Below are 15,782 nucleotides of genomic sequence, written 5' to 3' on the forward strand. Positions count from 1 at the left end.
GAGGTTTATGACCGGAGAGTCGGGTCTTACTCTTCTTCAGATGCTTCCTCAGCGGCTTCAGCGGCTTCTGCGCCTTCAGCTTCGCCTTCTGCAGCTGCTTCAGGTTCAGGAATTTCGTTTTCCTGAATCTCGGCGACCGACAGAATGTCAACCTCTTCGTCGGTGACCAGATCAACGTTCTCAGGCAACTTCAGGTCGCCTGCGTGGATCACCAGGCCGTCCTCGGCGCCCTCGATGTCGACCTCGATGAACTCGGGGATCGAGGTAGCAGGCGCAGCCACCATGACCTGGAAGGTTTCGACGGTGTGCGTCAGGCCGGCCTGCGGCTCGCCCACGACGGAGATCGGAACCTCAACATCAACCTTTTCGCCGGCCTTCACGGCCAGCAGGTCGACGTGCAGGATGTTGCGTGACACGGGGTGACGCTGGACGTCCTTCACTAATGTCAGGTAGGTTTCACCATCGACCGACAGTTCAACGACTGCGTTCGGGTTAGAACGCACAATCAAAAACGTTTCGTGCGAGGGCAGTCCCAGATGCATCGTGTCGGAACCGTGTCCGTACATGACTGCGGGGATCACGCCGTCACGACGTGCGCGGCGTGCTGCACCCTTACCAAAGTCATTGCGCAGCTGCGCATCAAGATGATTTTCACTCATTGAAGCCTCCATTTTTCAGTCGTTTCTTCGCCGACGACACCAACAAGGCTTCTCTCTGCGCGCGGGCGCACCGCAGGTAAAAGCTTCGTCGATCACGGCACCGCAGATATGCGACGCCCTCGCCGGAGCAACGACACATAGCCTAACCCGAAAGGGGCGCTCTATGCGACCCCGTCGAACAGTGATGTGACCGATCCGTCTTCGAAGACCTCTTTAATGGCGCGAGCCAGCAGAGGCGCAATCGACAGGATCGTCAGCTTGTCAAAACGCTTCTCCCCAGTGATGGGCAACGTGTCAGTGACGACCACTTCAGTTGCTCCACACTCAGAGAGGCGCTGGGTTGCCGGGTGGGACAGGACGCCGTGCGTTGCCGCCACGAGCACTGACTTCGCACCGGCCTTGTACAGTACCTTGACCGCTTCAGCAATCGTGCCGCCCGTGTCGATCAGGTCATCAACCAGCACGCAGTCACGCCCGTCGACTTCACCCACCACGCGGTTGGCGACCGCGACGTTGGGGCGAGTGGTGTCACGGGTCTTGTGAATGAATGCCAGCGGGCAGTTCCCCATCTTCGCAGCCCACTTCTCAGCCACGCGAATGCGGCCGGCGTCCGGCGACACGACAGTGGCGTGCGACAGGTTCACGCGTCCGCGCACGTAGTCGACCAGCACGGGCATGGCCCACAGGTGATCAACAGGACCGTCGAAGAAGCCCTGTTCCTGCGAGGCGTGCAGATCCACGCTCATCACGCGGTCAGCTCCGGCTGTCTTGTACAGATCGGCCACGAGGCGAGCGGAGATCGGTTCACGACCCTGATGTTTCTTATCCTGACGTGCATAGGGGTAAAACGGTGAAACAGCGGTGATGCGCTTGGCTGACGCGCGCTTGGCGGCATCAATCATGATGAGCTGTTCCATCAGCCACTTGTTAATAGGGGTGGTGTGCGACTGCAGCACGAAGACGTCGGCTCCACGCACAGATTCGTTGAATCGAACGTAGATCTCTCCGTTGGCAAAATCGTAGGCAGTGGTCGCAGAGACACCGCAGCCCAGATGCTCACCTACCTGATTTGCAAGATCGACGTGTGCCCGTCCTGATACAAGCACGAGTCGTTTTTCACCACTGGCGACCAAGCCACTCATACGGTTGTCCTCCCCTTCAACCTGCCGCTACACGGATGCGGCGTCTCTTATGCTATAGGTTCATCCCCCTGATCCGTGAGTTGATGTGGCGTGCTTTACTCGATACAGGCCCCTCAAGGCTATTTCAGGATCGATTAGCGCAGTTGTTCCGGTGTCGTGCAGGCACGAGATTATTTCGGGGAACGCGACCCCCAGAGAGGATGACGTAAAACCGTTTTTCGTTGCTATAGTGCAACTTTGCTCAGTACATTGAGCTCCGCCCCCAGGATTCGAACCTAGACTAAGGGCACCAAAAACCCCTGTGCTGCCGTTACACCAAGGCGGATAGACCACCCGATTATGTCACAGTCGCGCGAAGAATCAGAAGCTTAAAGTGTGGAGCTCAACACGTTCTAGAGTACTGCTATGGCAGAAAAACGAGTCCGGATGAGCGGTGTGGCGCGACGTGAGCAACTCATTGAAGTCGGTCGCGCCCTCTTTGCAAAGAAAGGTTTCGACGGTACGTCCATGGAGGAGGCAGCCGCGCAGGCAGGCGTCTCCAAACCGGTCGTCTACGAGCACTTTGGCGGAAAAGAAGGTCTGTATGCGGTGATCGTGGACCGTGAGGTGCAGTCCCTTGTCTCCGCGATCCAGACGTCGCTGGAATCGTCCACGCATCCGCGTGAGATCCTCGAGGCGGCCGCACTGACACTGCTGGATTACATTGAATCGAATACGGATGGCTTCCGCGTCCTCGTGCGCGATACACCCAACGACCGTACATCCAGTTCTTTCTCATCGGTGCTCGGCGATGTTGCGATGCGGGTGGAATACCTTGTGGCCGAACAGTTCGAACGCTCGAATATGGAACCGGGGTGGGCACCGCTGTATGCGCAGATGCTTGTCGGTTTGATCGCGCAGGTCGGGCAGTGGTGGCTCGAAGATCGCTCCATGCCGAAGGAAGTTGTGGCAGCACACGCCGTCAACCTGGTGTGGTACGGGCTGCGCAACCTCAAGACTGATCCGTCATTGCGTATGCATTCTGCGTGAGCCCCCCTCGCGAAAGTATCTCGAAAACAAGTATCTTGGTGTCATGAGAAAAACGCAGCGAGACGAGGTCGATGCGATCGTTCAGGGGTGGGCACGTCAACGCCCGGACACTGACCCCTCCCCCATGCTTGTGCTCTCGCGCGTAGCCAGACTGGCGCGCCATCTGGATCTCAAGCGGCGCGAGGCATTCGCCCAACACGATCTTGACCCGTGGGAATTCGACGTGCTCTCCTCCCTGCGCCGCGCCGGAAAGCCGTATTCGATGACGCCCGGGCACCTCATGGACGAACTGCTCGTCACCTCCGGGACAATGACGAACCGTATTGACCGCCTCGAACGTCGCCACCTTGTAACGCGTTCACCGGCTCCGGATGACCGGCGCGCCGTCCTCGTCACCCTGACCCCCACCGGCAAGAAGCACGTTGATGCGGCGCTGATCTCCCTGCTCGAATGCGAAAAGCAGATTCTGGCGCCGCTTTCCCGAGGCGATCAGGACGATCTTGCTGACCTGCTCAGAATTATCCTCGCATCTTACGAAACGAAGTACTAGCCTAAAAGTAGCGTCCGACCACTACCGCGAGGGGACTTATGACTGACCAACCACCGGCACTCGCATTCGATCACCTGGTCAAGGTGTACGGCAATCTCGTCGCAGTAGGCGACCTGAGCCTGAATATTCCCGCCGGCTCGTTCTATGGAATCGTCGGCCCCAACGGTGCAGGCAAAACCACAACCCTGACGATGGCGACCGGCCTGTTGCGTCCAGATGAAGGAACAGCCTACGTCCACGGCGTTGACATGTGGGCCAATCCAACCGAGGCTAAGAAACTTCTCGGAGTAATGCCTGACGGCATGCATTTGCTGGACCGCCTCTCCGGCCCGGATTTCCTGACCTACGTGGCCTTGCTGCGCGGGATGGACACTGACACCGCGCGCTCGCGTACCCAGGACCTGCTCGAAGCCCTGGATCTGACTGAAACGTCTGACAAAATGATCGGCGATTATTCGGCCGGCATGACCAAGAAGATCGCGTTGGGCGCATCCTTGATCCACTCCCCCAGCGTCCTGGTTCTGGACGAGCCGTTCGAATCGGTCGACCCGGTGTCGGCCGCCAATATCCGTGAGATTCTCAAATCGTTCGTGCGCCAGGGCGGCACAGTTGTGCTGTCCAGTCACGTAATGTCAACCGTGCAGAAACTGTGCAGCCACGTTGCGATCATCCATCACGGTCAGGTCGTAATTTCCGGCACGACTGACGAGGTAGCTGCAGGCGGTGACCTCGAAGAGCGCTTCACTCAGATCGTCGGAGGCCGCATCACTCACGAAGGGCTGTCATGGTTGCACTCCTAATGCGGATGAAAGCGAAGCTGACGTGGAACTCGATGAAGCGTCAGACAGCCTTCCTCGTCCTGTCAATCCTGGGGGCCCTGGGCATCGCCGGCTACGTCGGAATGATTGCCGTCGGAGCCGTGTTTTCCATCTTCGAGGGCTACGCCGACCTGGCCAGCGTCATGTTCACTTTGATCAGTGCCTTAGCTGTGCTGGCATGGGTGATAGCTCCTGCGCTTATGGCATCGGCTGACAACACGTTGGATCCGGTTCGCCTCGCACCGTTTGCCGCACCTTCACGGCGTTTCGCGATCGGCATGATTGCCGCAGCTTTCGTGGGATTCGCCGGCATTGGCACTGCGTTATTTCTTCTGATTCCCTTCGTCGCCTGGATTGTCTCCGGCCATGTGGTGGTGGCGCTCGTCAGTGTGATCAGCGCCTGCCTGGCACTTGCCATATCGATGGTGTGGTCACGTGCCGTGACGACGTGGATGAGCGTTCAGATGACGGCTTCCACCCGTAGGCGCGATCTACAGGGCGTCATCGCAACGGTCGCGCTGTTTCTCTTCGTCACGCCTCTGGGTCTGTACGTCAATGCCGGAATCGACAACTTCAACGCCGCTTTCGTCACCCGACTCGGTACGATCGTCGGCTGGACACCGATGGGCGCCCCGTTCGCGATCAGTCAATCCGTCTATGAAGGCAACTACCTTGTTGCCCTCGCGCGGCTGGCCATTTCACTGGTCACTTTGTGGGCAGGATGGAAGCTGTGGCAGTACGTACTCCCCTTCGCCATGAATGGCAAGGCACGGCCAGTCAGTGCTGAGGCCCGTCAGGCGATTACAGAGGGACGCCACTTGATCGATCCCACGCAGGCTGCTCCCTCGGCGCGCGCGGACCAGCGCTCCTTCAAGCATGTCGATCCGTGGTTGCGCCTGGGCTTGCCACGGGCAGCGGCCGCGCTGGCGGCCCGCACCAGTCACGAGTTTATCCGCGATCCGCGTCTGCTCTCACAGCTGATCGCGGTCGGCGTCCTGCCCGTGCTGGGTATCGCGATTTCGTTTATGGGGTCGAATTCGGACTTCAGCTTTGGCAACACGTTCGCCATTTTCTTCACGCTCTTTGGTGCAATGCTCTTCGGCGGTGTCGTCGCGACCCTGATGGCATGGGATTCAACGGCGAACTGGCTGAGCATCACTGCTGGAATACGCGGACGCGACGAGCGTCTGGGGCGTCTTGTGGGCGCGTTACCCTCAGCGATCAGCCTCTTCGCCGTTGTCATGGCACTGCTGGCTTTCGCCGCGGGGATTCAAGGGCGTTCGCTCATCTACCTCGCAGTCACCACGGTGCTCCTGTTCTGCGCGACTGCCGGCGCAGGCCAGATCCTGCATGCACGCTGGCTCTACCCTGTTCCTCCGCCCGGCACGAACCCGATATCGACAAAATCCACCGGCAGCTTCACTGCCACGATGCTGGTGCAGTTCGCCCAGTGGCTCGCGGCTCTTGTGGCGTCTTTGCCGGCCTCAGTCGTTCTGCTACTCGGCTTCTTCGGCATCCTGCCAGATTGGATCGGCTACATCGTTGCCCCAGTCTGGTCGCTGGTATGTCTGGTCGTCGGCGTCATCGTGGGCGGTCGCATGTGGGATCGCCACGCAGTGACGCTTCTGCAGCAGATCAAGGCCTGGCCAGGCCACGCGAAGACGGCCTGATCGGAATCCACGCGCACGATCCCACCATTTACGCAGGTAAGCGGCCATTTAGCCTGCTCTTCGAACCCCGCACTCACATCATCTCGATTGATATGAGGATTCTGAGGTCTCCTCACCAGCGCATTTTGACGTACCATATGTGCCGATATGGCACATCTTCTCGGCGCAGACAACCTGCATATGGAATACCCCACGACCGTCGTCCTTGATCAGGTCACCGTCGGAGTTGACGAGGGCGACCGAATCGGCGTGGTGGGTCGCAACGGAGACGGCAAATCCACACTCTTGCGGCTACTGACCCGCCAGATCACACCTGACAGCGGTCGCGTCACTCATCGTCGCGACCTGCGCCTGGGATACCTCAGCCAGTCTGATCGTCTGAATCCGTCTCACACCGTCAAAGAAGCACTAGTGGGAGATCGCCCGGAGTATGAGTGGGCGTCCGACGCGAATATCCGATCCATTATTTCTGGACTGGCTTCGGATATCGCATGGGATTCCCTCGTCGGTGATCTTTCAGGTGGACAGCGCCGACGCGTCGATCTTGCGCGCCTGCTTGTGGGCGAGTGGGATGTGCTGATTCTGGATGAACCAACGAACCACCTGGACATCGAGGCGGTCGCGTGGCTGGCTGACCATCTCAAGTACCGGTGGAGTCCGCGCGACGGTGCGCTCATCGTTGTGACGCACGATCGGTGGTTCCTTGATGAGGTGTGCACCCGCATGTGGGAGGTGCATGACACAACGGTTGAACCGTTCGAAGGCGGATACGCAGCGTACGTCCTGCAGCGTGTGGAACGTGACCGGATCGCGGCTGCGACCGAAGCGAAGCGCCATAACCTGATGCGCAAGGAACTTGCCTGGTTGCGTCGCGGAGCGCCGGCGCGCACGTCCAAGCCGAAGTTCCGTATCGAAGCGGCGAATGAGCTGATCGCTGACGTACCGCAGATGCGCAACCCGATTGAACTGCAGCGGCTATCTGTGGCACGCCTGGGCAAACAGGTGGTGGATCTGCTGGACGTGTCGGTTTCGTTTGAAACGAACGAGGTTCTGCGCGACGTGACGTGGAGGATCGCACCCGGAGAGCGCAGCGCTATCCTCGGCCCGAACGGTGCGGGCAAATCAACCCTGCTCAACGTCATCAGCGGTGCGCTGAAGCCGACGTCGGGGCGAGTGCGTCAGGGTAAGACTGTTCGTATCGGAGTGCTCGACCAGCAGTTTTCGCAGCTGGATGAGATCTCGGGTGACCGCGTGCGCGAAGTGCTTGGCCGCACCAGAACAACGTTCGTCGTGGACGGTAAGGACACCACTCCAGCGCAGATGCTGGAGCGCCTCGGATTTCGCCACGAGCATCTGTCAGCGCGCGTCGGAGAACTGTCGGGCGGGCAGAAACGCAGGCTGCAGATTCTGCTCGTCCTGCTTGACCAACCCAATGTCATGATTCTGGACGAGCCGACCAACGACGTCGATGCCGATATGCTGACCGCCCTGGAGGACGTCCTCGACACGTGGCCGGGCACGCTGCTGGTTGTGTCGCACGATCGGTACCTGATTGAGCGCGTCACCGACCAGCAATACGCCATCATTGACGGCACGTTCTGCCATCTGCCCGGTGGGGTCGAGCAGTACCTGAAGATCCAAAGTCAGGCCGAGCTCACTGAACCGTCACCGGCTGAGGAGGAAACCGAGAATTCCGGCGCCCGCGCCTACGCTGCACAAAAAGAGCTGTCAGCGCTGGAGCGAAAGATGGACCGCCTGACACGCCAGGGCGAGGATCTGAAAGCGCAGATGGCAGGCCATGATCCGACTGACTACGTGGGGTTACAGGACCTTGCGGATCAGGTTCGCGCAGTTGAGGACGAGGTTGGCCAGCTCGAAGCACAGTGGCTGGAGCTGTCCGAAGAGCTCGAAGGCTAGGCGTAACTATTCGTTATCTTCCATGATCCGCACACCTTGCACGTTAGGCAGATCCGCGAGGGTGGCGAGCGTGGAAGCCTGGTCGACCACGACCCGCGAATGCATTCTGATGTAAGCGGTCAGTGTCTCGGAGGAGCGACTGGTGGAGGTGCTGACGTTTTCCACGCTCCACCCTTCGCGTGCCAGCTCGGACAGGATGCTTCGGAGGACGCCCTCACCTTGCGGGTACGAGACACACAGGATGTTTTCGTCTTCGCTGCCCTTGCGTCGGAACAGCCGTGCGAAGGGTGAGAGCACCCAGATGACCACGAAGTGGAATACGGTTCCTGCCAGTGCAAGCCACCACAGGCCCGCTCCGCATGCCATACCGATCGCCGCAGTTTCCCAGATCGTTGCTGCGGTCGTAAGTCCGCGGATTGCCCCATGGCGTGTCAGGATGATTCCGGCTCCTAGGAAGCCGATTCCGGAAACAACCTGGGCAGCGACCCGTGATGGATCCACCCGCACGATTCCCTCGCTCAGCACATCACTGAATCCATACTTGGAAATCAGCATCATGAGCGCCGCTGTCATACCGACGATCGCTTGCGTACGTATGCCCGCGCTTTTCCCGAGGATCTGGCGTTCCAGACCGATGATCGCAGACAGCACCAACGCTGCTAGCAGAAGAAGTATCTGAGTTAATTCACCTGATAAATGCATTTCCATCACTTTAAATAAAAAACTGCTAGTGGCTCGAAAGTATACGTACCTTCTTGGTGGTTTTGATGGACCGTCACAACTGCAGCATGGTCGAGAGCCATGGTATAGAAAAGCGATTGGGACGAGCGGTGACGATATTCCACAGTATTGATCTTGTCGATCTGATCGACAAGATCGCGGGAATCAGCATCAGCGATCCCGTATGCCAAAGTCAGGTGAGCCCGTGGTACACCCGAAAAGTGAGCGGCCTCATCACCAAGGACATCAATTGCGCATTGACGCACACCCTCGACGAAGTGATTCCACGCCGTGGTGGGGCGCGAATAGCACAATACTGAATCTTCAGTGACCTCAGGTAACTGGAACTCCAGATTTGGGCATCGCCACTGCGCGAAGTGCCGTCTGATCGCTTGACCGAGCAAAGGAATTTTCCTTCTTATTTCCCCATCATCGGCAAAATACGGCAGTCGCTGGACCGTAGCATGCAGAGAGTCCCGTGGCTGCACTGCACAGATGCTGCTTTCTGTCAGTACCTGAAGGTATGGCGCAACCAGATGGGTAAAATTCCGCTCCGGCAAGACGTAGATATGAAGTTGTCCAGAGGGATTGTCCCAGTTTTCTGGTGCTTTTGCGAAAAAATCGCGCATCTTTTCCTACTTATCTGTCAATGATTGTGTCGCCACACCTGCGACGGAGTCCAGCGAATCGGAGGATGGTGTTGCCCAGGATGCCAACAGCGCCCTGTCTCGGGTGCCAGCGTGGCGACACCCACACGATTCACCAAAAACAATGTCGAAGCCACTGGCGAAGGATCGTGGCTGGCGGTTCAACGACGTATCCGAAAGGATGTGGAATGCAAGCTCAGCCATCTCTCCCCAGGGCTGTCGAACAGCAGTCAACGACGGCACGGAATAGCCCGTATCCGATGACCCATTGAGAGCAACCAAAGCGAGATCCGTCGGAATGCGTATATGCAGATCCGAGCACGCGGCCATCACTCCTAGAGCCTGCCGTTCATTGCCTGCCACAACTGCTTGGGGAACGTGCCCCTGTGCGTACTTATCAGTGAGCCATTGATATCCGGCTATTCTCGAGTAGGCGCACCATGAGATGTGCGGTGATGACAGATCGCTTCCAACCGCATTGCACCACCCCTGGGCCCGAACGAATGAATTCTCCATTCCCTCGGGCCCGGTCATCATATCGATGTGATCGTACCCATGTCGGAGCAGATGAGTGGTCAGCTCGAAAACTGCCCGAGTTTCATCAATTCTGACTGACGGGCATTTCGAATCCGAATCTGCATATGTGAGAACCACTGCGGGAATGCCGGTTCCGTCAAACACGTCGAGGGCAAGTTTCTCAACCGTTCCCATATAGATCACGCCATCCACTTGCTGTCCAATCAGGGACTGCAGGAGTCGACGTTCCCTCTCAGGGTCATCAGCGGAGTCACCGATGATGATCAATTTTCCCTGCTCGAGCGCCTTCGCCTGAAATGCGTGCGCAATTTCTGCAATGAACGGGTTCGTGATATTAGGAAGAACAAGCCCATAGTTGCCGCTCTTTCCAGAGGCCAGAATACGCGCCGCATGATTAGGCGAATATCCCAGCTTGTCGATCGCGGCAAGCACTCGCTTGCGGGTTTCTTCAGCAACGGGCCGAGGGCCATTGTTCACTGTGTATGTCACAACAGCTACTGATGTCCCTGCCTCGCGGGCAACATCCTCGCGAGTCGGCCTCTTGCTTTTCATCTGCCTCTCCACGCCGTGTGGCAACGCGTCTTACACGTTACGGGTCTTCCACCCATTATTGGCCAATTCCTCGAGTTCTTCGAGAGACTTGCCTTTGGTTTCAGGAGCTAGGAAGTAAGACACAATCAACCCCACTACCGCTACCCCCGCGAAGAGCCACGTTGAGCGCGACATTCCCCAGTTTTCCACCATCACGGGGAACACTGTGACGCCCAAGATCGCGCCGATACGGCTGATAGATCCCGCAAAACCAGTACCGGATGCACGCAGACGGGTCGGGAACAGCTCGTTTGGATAGACCATGTCCAGCACGCCGGGACCTAGGTTCGCCAGAAGGATAGCTCCTGACAGCAGGAAGATAAGCAGGCCAATTGATGGGTTATCAGTCAGCGCCAGTGCCACGAGGACGACGATCATACCAGCGAAGCACCATAGAATCTGCGGACGGCGACCGATCTTTTCGACCGTGTACATGCCAATGCCGGCGCCGGCAACACCCAGCAATGCGATGATCGACGAACCAATGTAAGCCAAGATGGTGTTCCCCTGAGTGAACGGTTCCAGAATTGACGGAGTGTACATCTGAATGCCATAGAAGGACACGGCAAAGGCAAACCAGAATGTGCAGCAGAAAATGGTTGAACGAATCATATTGGGGCTGAAGAGCTCCCACCACGTCCCATACACGCGCGACTTAGACTGCATCGACTCCTGTGCGGACTCTGCTAACGTGTCATTTTCGTCGAAGTAGGCACCCTGAATGGCTGTGATCTCACGCATCACACTGTTAGCTTCCTCGATCCGCCCGTGTTCACGCAGCCAGCGAGGCGATTCAGGAACTTTGTGACGCAGAACCAACGTAATTCCCGCCAGAACGGCACCCAATCCCAGCATCCATCGCCATGCGGATTCCCCTAGCGGATGCATGGCAATGCCTGTCATGTACGCGCAGAAAGCTCCCACCTGCCAGAACAATGACATGAGGATGATGAAGCGTCCACGACGCTTGGGAGCAGTGAATTCAGCGGTAATGGACGATGAGATTGGGTAATCCGCACCAATGAACAGACCCAACAGGAAACGTGTTGCGATTAGCTGCCACGCATTTTGCGTCAACGCTGCCAGCAGGGCGAAAATCACGAATCCGCTCAGGTCAATCATGTACATCTTGCGCCGACCCAAGGAGTCAGCCAGTTTTCCGCCGAACATCATGCCAAGGAACATGCCGACGATCGCAGAAGCAGCGACGATGCCTTCAATTCCTCCGGAAATTTCCCACTGTCGTTTCAAACCTGGCAGGGCCACTGCAATGACGGATACATCGAATCCATCAAGGAACATTCCTGCACCTGAAAGTACCGCAACCTGACGTTGGAACTTCGATCCTGACGCAGCCGGTGCGGCGTCTGCTCGAGTACTCATTTACATCTCCTCATTGAGCGAAGAAGCAGAACTATTGACGCGCATTGTCTACGCGCGTAGCTAAAGAGTATAACTCGTTCTCAGCAGGGTCAAATCTCCCCAGTTCGCGCCCGTTAGACACAAAACCGGCGCCGGGGAGTTCCTCGGCGCCGGCCTCGTACAAGCCCTCTTACTTCTTGTTGGAGAAGTCGTTCAGCTCGTACTGTTCGGCAGCGTTTTCAGGTGTGATCGGGGTGGTTTCAAGGACCTGCTGGGCCTCGACCGGCTCGCCCTTGATCATCGCCAAAATGGTGTCGACTGTTTCCCTGGCACCTGTCGGATAGATGAAGGTACCTGCCAGCTGGCCTTCCTGAACGGCTCGTATGCCACCGTCAGGAATTGCGAGGCCGTCAATACCGATGAACTTGATGTCCTCGGCTTTGCCGGCACCTGCCGCAGCCAGGTAGGCGCCCAGCGCCATTGGGTCATTGTGCGCGTAGACCAGGTCAATGTCTTCACCGGACTGCAGCCACTGCTGCATGATCTTGGTGCCCTCTTCCTTGATCCACTTTGCGTCCTGATCCTTGACGATCTCGATCTTCGGGTTCGCAGCGATTGCGTCACGGAAGCCCTGGTCGCGGTCGATCTGAGGCTGGTTCGAGGTAATGCCTCGCAGCTCGACGACCTTACCGCCATCAGGCAGAAGCTGGAGTGCCAGTTCACCTGCGGCCTTACCGATTGCCACGTTGTCACCGCCAATGAAGGAGGTGATGCAGTCCGTGTTCACAGCGCGGTCCAGCACGATCACCGGGATACCTGCTTCACATGCCTGCTCAACTGGCGGGGTCAACGGGTCAGACTCGTTAGGCGAGACGATCAGAATGTCAACGCCCTGCTGAATGAACTGCTGGACCTGACTCACCTGACGTGAGGAATCCTGCTGAGCGTCAGCAATCGGCAGCAACTCAAGGTTCGATTCCTGCCCGATGTAATACTCCAGCTGTGCGTTGATCTGCGCACGATATGGCTCAGCGTTGTTGGCCTGTGAGTACCCGATGACGTACTTGTCCTTTTCGGGCAGCAGACGTCCGTCGCTTGCGCCAGCCGCGCTGCTCTGATCAGTTGTGGCACTCGATGCGCCTTCATCTGCCTGTGAGCCGGATGTCGGCTGATCGTTGGTTGCGCACGCGCCGAGCGATGCTGCGGCGACCAGGGCACCCGCCAGGAGTACCGGTAGTTTGCGTCGCGTGATTGTCATGAGAGCTCCTTCGCTTTCTTAGTGTTGTGTTTACCTTGGTGTGGACTTCCCCCTCGGCCTACTCCTTCGCGTGTCGCGTCGAGGATGCCTTAACGGGATGCGCGGTTCGTCGTTTCAGGCGAGCCGCAGCGTTGGGAATGAGGTCGGGATGTTGGATCACAACGGCGACCACGAGGATGATGCCTTTAATGATCATCTGCCAGTTGGCACTGAAGTTGTTCAGGCCCAGCACGTTGTCGAGCAGGGTCAGGATCAATGCGCCGATCGACGTTCCGATCACTGTGCCTCGGCCGCCAGCCAGGCTCGCACCACCGATGACGACGGCTGCAATCGCGTCCATCTCATAGGTCATGCCGGCTTGAGGATCTGCTGATGCGTTATAAGCCGCGTTAATCGGACCGGCCAGGCCGCACAGCAAACCAGAGATCATGAAGACAATGACGAGCACTGCTTTGACGTTCACACCCGACAGGCGCGCCGCGGTGGGATTGCCGCCCACCGCGTACACGTGCCGCCCGAACGTCGTGCGTGACAGCAGCAGATGGACGAGGATAATGACCACGATCAGCGCCAGCACAGGGAAATACCCTATTAACGGTATAGGGAACAGCGTTTCGCCTGGCGTCCCCAGCATTCGGAACTGTTGAGATCCCGGAGCCACCTCCCCGTCCGGTCCGATCACATTCGTTCCGATCGACACGTTATGGGAGAACTCGCGGGTAAAGCCTCGTGCGATCGTCATGATGGCCAGCGTCATGACAAACGACTGGATCTTTAAGTACGCGGTGCCGATACCGCTGATGATGCCGAAGAGGGCGCCCACAGCCATTGACGTGGGAACAATCGCGATCACCGGCCAGTTCATTTCCGTCAGCAGCCATGCTGACGTGGTTGAACCGACTGCCATGACTGCGCCCACCGACAGATCGATGCCGCCGGTGATAATGACCAGAGTCATTCCCACCGCCAGGATGCCTCGCGGAGCGAAGTACCCAATGGCGTTCGTCAGGTTTCCTATGTCCGCGAAGCGCCCTCCCTGGCTCCACAGTCCAATCAGGACGATCAGGAGAAGGCCGATATAGCCTTGGGACTGGCTCAACATCAGGAGCCATTTCTTGCGCTGCACGACCGCACCCGATCCGCGCTGCGACTGTGTGCTCATGGGGTTGTTCTCCTTCACTATTTAGCAGTTTCGATGGCATCGACGGCGGGCGCATCCTCTCTGACTGCCTGCCCTTGAATCGGCATTGCCGCGGTGAGTAGGTCTTCCTGAGTGGCTGTGCCGGCGTCAAATTCAGCGGTGATTTTTCCTTCGCACAACACCACGATTCGGTCGCACATTCCCAGTAATTCGGGAAGCTCTGACGAGACAACGATGAACGACACTCCCTGCGATGCCAGCTGCGCAACAAGTTCGTAGATTTCTGCTTTCGCACCGACATCGATACCGCGTGTCGGCTCATCGAGCAAGATCACTTCCGGGTTGGTCAGCAGCCATTTTCCGAGGACGACTTTCTGCTGGTTTCCACCCGACAAGGTGCTCATGAACGCATCCATCGACGGGGTCTTCACCCCAAGAGTCTGAACCTGCTCCTCGCTCGCCTTCTTTTCTCGAGTTTTCTTCACCCATCCGCCTATGCCGGCAAAATCCGACAGGGCGGGGAGCGTCATATTGAAGCGCACGGAGTTTTCCAGGATCAGGCTCTGCAGTTTTCGATCTTCACATACCAGGGCAATCCCGGCGTCGATACTGCGTGCGGGCGTCCGCTTGGTCAGCGCCTTGCCGTTCAGGGTGACCTGACCGATCATGTCCGAGGATGGGGGTGTTCCAAAAATGGATTCGAGTACTTCTGAGCGACCAGCTCCCATCAGGCCGGCGATTCCCAGCACTTCGCCGGGCTCAACCGACAGCGAGATGTCGTGCAGTGCTGCCCGCGACTCGCGCGCATTGGGCATGAGGGAGAGGTGCTCCACCGTCAGTCTGGCTTCGCCGCCCTCGGCGCGGGCACCGGTTTCCTCGGGACGCTGGTGCAGTTCCGAGATCGGACGACCCACCATCATGTGGATCAGTTCTGATCGACTGACGTCCCTCATCTCGCGTTCACCGATGAACTGTCCATCTCGCAGCACTTCGACCCGGTCAGCAATCTCTTCGAGTTCTTCCAGACGGTGAGAGATGTAGATGATGCCGACTCCCTCGGATGCAAGTGACCTGACAACCTCGAACAGGCGTTCAACTTCAGCATCTGCCAGCGCCGACGTCGGTTCGTCCATGATCAGGATTCGGGTGTTCAGGCTCATCGCCTTTGCCACTTCAATGAGCTGCTGTTCTGCCAGTCGGTATTGACGCACGAACTTTCTAGGATCTAGATCCAGCCCGACTCGCGCCAGCAGATCCCGGGCCGTCGAAATCGTGCGCTGTTTCTTGACCCACCCTCCGGTCGCCTGTTCTCGTCCGAGCCAGATATTGTCTGCCACTGACATGTCGGGGACGAGGTTCAGTTCCTGGTGGATGGTGGAAATCCCCAGCTGTTGTGCGGTGCTGGGGCTATGCAGCGTGACCGGCTCTCCGTCGACCTTGATGTGACCGTCGTAGTCGTTGAAGACTCCAGAGAGCACGTTGATCAGCGTGGACTTGCCTGCTCCGTTTTCTCCCAGCAGTGCCACAACTTCACCGGCGCCCAGGCGCAACGACACATTATCGAGTGCTCGCACTCCTGAAAACGATTTCCCGATATGGTGCATTTCGAGCAACGGTACAGTCACGACGCGCCTCCGATTCGCCATTGATGTCAAGCGCCTAGATTGATCTCCACACCGTATACCAGCTGTTTAGACGACTCAACGATTTCACAGGTAACGGTTTAGCGACATTAGTATTA

At 57.9% G+C, this 15,782-nt stretch carries 14 protein-coding genes and 1 tRNA gene; 5 read left to right on the forward strand and 10 right to left on the reverse strand.

The window, feature by feature from the left end:
• Positions 1-26: 26 nt before the first annotated feature.
• The 3 genes from BN3002_RS00885 to BN3002_RS00895 form a co-directional block, all read right to left on the reverse strand.
• Positions 27-659 (reverse strand): 50S ribosomal protein L25/general stress protein Ctc, encoded by a 633-nt coding sequence (locus BN3002_RS00885; RefSeq protein WP_058236175.1) that lies wholly within the window; start codon positions 657-659, stop codon positions 27-29.
• Between the two features lie 161 nt (positions 660-820).
• Positions 821-1,801, reverse strand: a complete 981-nt coding sequence (locus tag BN3002_RS00890) for a ribose-phosphate diphosphokinase (protein ID WP_058236176.1) — start codon at positions 1,799-1,801, stop codon at positions 821-823.
• A 254-nt stretch (positions 1,802-2,055) separates the two neighbouring features.
• A tRNA-Gln gene (locus tag BN3002_RS00895) sits at positions 2,056-2,126 on the reverse strand.
• A gap of 80 nt (positions 2,127-2,206) precedes the next feature.
• Between BN3002_RS00895 and BN3002_RS00900 the strand changes: the two genes are divergently transcribed.
• From BN3002_RS00900 to BN3002_RS00920, 5 genes are all read left to right on the forward strand, one after another.
• A complete protein-coding gene (locus tag BN3002_RS00900; protein WP_058236177.1) occupies positions 2,207-2,830 on the forward strand; it encodes a TetR/AcrR family transcriptional regulator in 624 nt (207 codons plus the stop codon).
• 43 nt (positions 2,831-2,873) lie between these two features.
• Positions 2,874-3,380 (forward strand): MarR family winged helix-turn-helix transcriptional regulator, encoded by a 507-nt coding sequence (locus tag BN3002_RS00905; protein WP_058236178.1) that lies wholly within the window; start codon positions 2,874-2,876, stop codon positions 3,378-3,380.
• A 38-nt stretch (positions 3,381-3,418) separates the two neighbouring features.
• Positions 3,419-4,180: an ABC transporter ATP-binding protein gene (locus BN3002_RS00910; protein ID WP_058236179.1), complete on the forward strand. Its 762-nt coding sequence runs from the start codon at positions 3,419-3,421 to the stop codon at positions 4,178-4,180.
• Positions 4,165-5,868 carry a hypothetical protein gene (locus BN3002_RS00915; RefSeq protein ID WP_154955679.1) on the forward strand — a complete coding sequence of 568 codons (1,704 nt, stop codon included), beginning with the start codon at positions 4,165-4,167 and terminating at the stop codon, positions 5,866-5,868. The genes BN3002_RS00910 and BN3002_RS00915 overlap by 16 nt, the downstream gene beginning before the upstream one ends.
• Positions 5,869-6,015: 147 nt before the next feature.
• Positions 6,016-7,785, forward strand: coding sequence for an ABC-F family ATP-binding cassette domain-containing protein (locus tag BN3002_RS00920; RefSeq protein WP_058236181.1), 1,770 nt, complete (start codon positions 6,016-6,018; stop codon positions 7,783-7,785).
• A gap of 6 nt (positions 7,786-7,791) precedes the next feature.
• Here BN3002_RS00920 and BN3002_RS00925 read toward each other — a convergent pair whose 3' ends face one another.
• From BN3002_RS00925 to BN3002_RS00955, 7 genes are all read right to left on the reverse strand, one after another.
• Entirely contained in the window at positions 7,792-8,487 is a 696-nt protein-coding gene (locus tag BN3002_RS00925) for an MgtC/SapB family protein (RefSeq protein ID WP_058236239.1), read from the reverse strand.
• Positions 8,488-8,492: 5 nt separating this feature from the next.
• Complete coding sequence (locus BN3002_RS11075) at positions 8,493-9,134, reverse strand: hypothetical protein (protein WP_154955680.1); 642 nt, start codon at positions 9,132-9,134, stop codon at positions 8,493-8,495.
• Between the two features lie 6 nt (positions 9,135-9,140).
• A complete protein-coding gene (locus tag BN3002_RS00935) occupies positions 9,141-10,241 on the reverse strand; it encodes a LacI family DNA-binding transcriptional regulator (protein WP_058236183.1) in 1,101 nt (366 codons plus the stop codon).
• Positions 10,242-10,271: 30 nt separating this feature from the next.
• On the reverse strand, positions 10,272-11,663 hold the full coding sequence (locus BN3002_RS00940; RefSeq protein ID WP_058236184.1) for an MFS transporter: 1,392 nt from the start codon (positions 11,661-11,663) through the stop codon (positions 10,272-10,274).
• Positions 11,664-11,832: 169 nt separating this feature from the next.
• Positions 11,833-12,900, reverse strand: a complete 1,068-nt coding sequence (locus BN3002_RS00945) for a substrate-binding domain-containing protein (RefSeq protein ID WP_058236185.1) — start codon at positions 12,898-12,900, stop codon at positions 11,833-11,835.
• Between the two features lie 58 nt (positions 12,901-12,958).
• Complete coding sequence (locus tag BN3002_RS00950) at positions 12,959-14,062, reverse strand: ABC transporter permease (protein WP_058236186.1); 1,104 nt, start codon at positions 14,060-14,062, stop codon at positions 12,959-12,961.
• 17 nt (positions 14,063-14,079) lie between these two features.
• On the reverse strand, positions 14,080-15,687 hold the full coding sequence (locus BN3002_RS00955; protein ID WP_074026135.1) for a sugar ABC transporter ATP-binding protein: 1,608 nt from the start codon (positions 15,685-15,687) through the stop codon (positions 14,080-14,082).
• Between the last annotated feature and the right edge of the window lie 95 nt (positions 15,688-15,782).

It is taken from the genome of Actinomyces ihuae (assembly GCF_001457875.1).
Classification (GTDB): domain Bacteria; phylum Actinomycetota; class Actinomycetes; order Actinomycetales; family Actinomycetaceae; genus Pauljensenia; species Pauljensenia radingae_A.

Coding starts and splice junctions, on each gene's coding strand:
- BN3002_RS00910 (WP_058236179.1), top strand. CDS start 3,419: ATGACTGACCAACCACCGGCACTCGCATTCGATCACCTGGTCAAGGTG.
- BN3002_RS00925 (WP_058236239.1), bottom strand. CDS start 8,487: ATGCATTTATCAGGTGAATTAACTCAGATACTTCTTCTGCTAGCAGCG.
- BN3002_RS00940 (WP_058236184.1), bottom strand. CDS start 11,663: ATGAGTACTCGAGCAGACGCCGCACCGGCTGCGTCAGGATCGAAGTTC.
- BN3002_RS00920 (WP_058236181.1), top strand. CDS start 6,016: ATGGCACATCTTCTCGGCGCAGACAACCTGCATATGGAATACCCCACG.
- BN3002_RS11075 (WP_154955680.1), bottom strand. CDS start 9,134: ATGCGCGATTTTTTCGCAAAAGCACCAGAAAACTGGGACAATCCCTCT.
- BN3002_RS00885 (WP_058236175.1), bottom strand. CDS start 659: ATGAGTGAAAATCATCTTGATGCGCAGCTGCGCAATGACTTTGGTAAG.
- BN3002_RS00890 (WP_058236176.1), bottom strand. CDS start 1,801: ATGAGTGGCTTGGTCGCCAGTGGTGAAAAACGACTCGTGCTTGTATCA.
- BN3002_RS00905 (WP_058236178.1), top strand. CDS start 2,874: ATGAGAAAAACGCAGCGAGACGAGGTCGATGCGATCGTTCAGGGGTGG.
- BN3002_RS00945 (WP_058236185.1), bottom strand. CDS start 12,900: ATGACAATCACGCGACGCAAACTACCGGTACTCCTGGCGGGTGCCCTG.
- BN3002_RS00915 (WP_154955679.1), top strand. CDS start 4,165: ATGGTTGCACTCCTAATGCGGATGAAAGCGAAGCTGACGTGGAACTCG.
- BN3002_RS00950 (WP_058236186.1), bottom strand. CDS start 14,062: ATGAGCACACAGTCGCAGCGCGGATCGGGTGCGGTCGTGCAGCGCAAG.
- BN3002_RS00955 (WP_074026135.1), bottom strand. CDS start 15,687: ATGGCGAATCGGAGGCGCGTCGTGACTGTACCGTTGCTCGAAATGCAC.
- BN3002_RS00935 (WP_058236183.1), bottom strand. CDS start 10,241: ATGAAAAGCAAGAGGCCGACTCGCGAGGATGTTGCCCGCGAGGCAGGG.
- BN3002_RS00900 (WP_058236177.1), top strand. CDS start 2,207: ATGGCAGAAAAACGAGTCCGGATGAGCGGTGTGGCGCGACGTGAGCAA.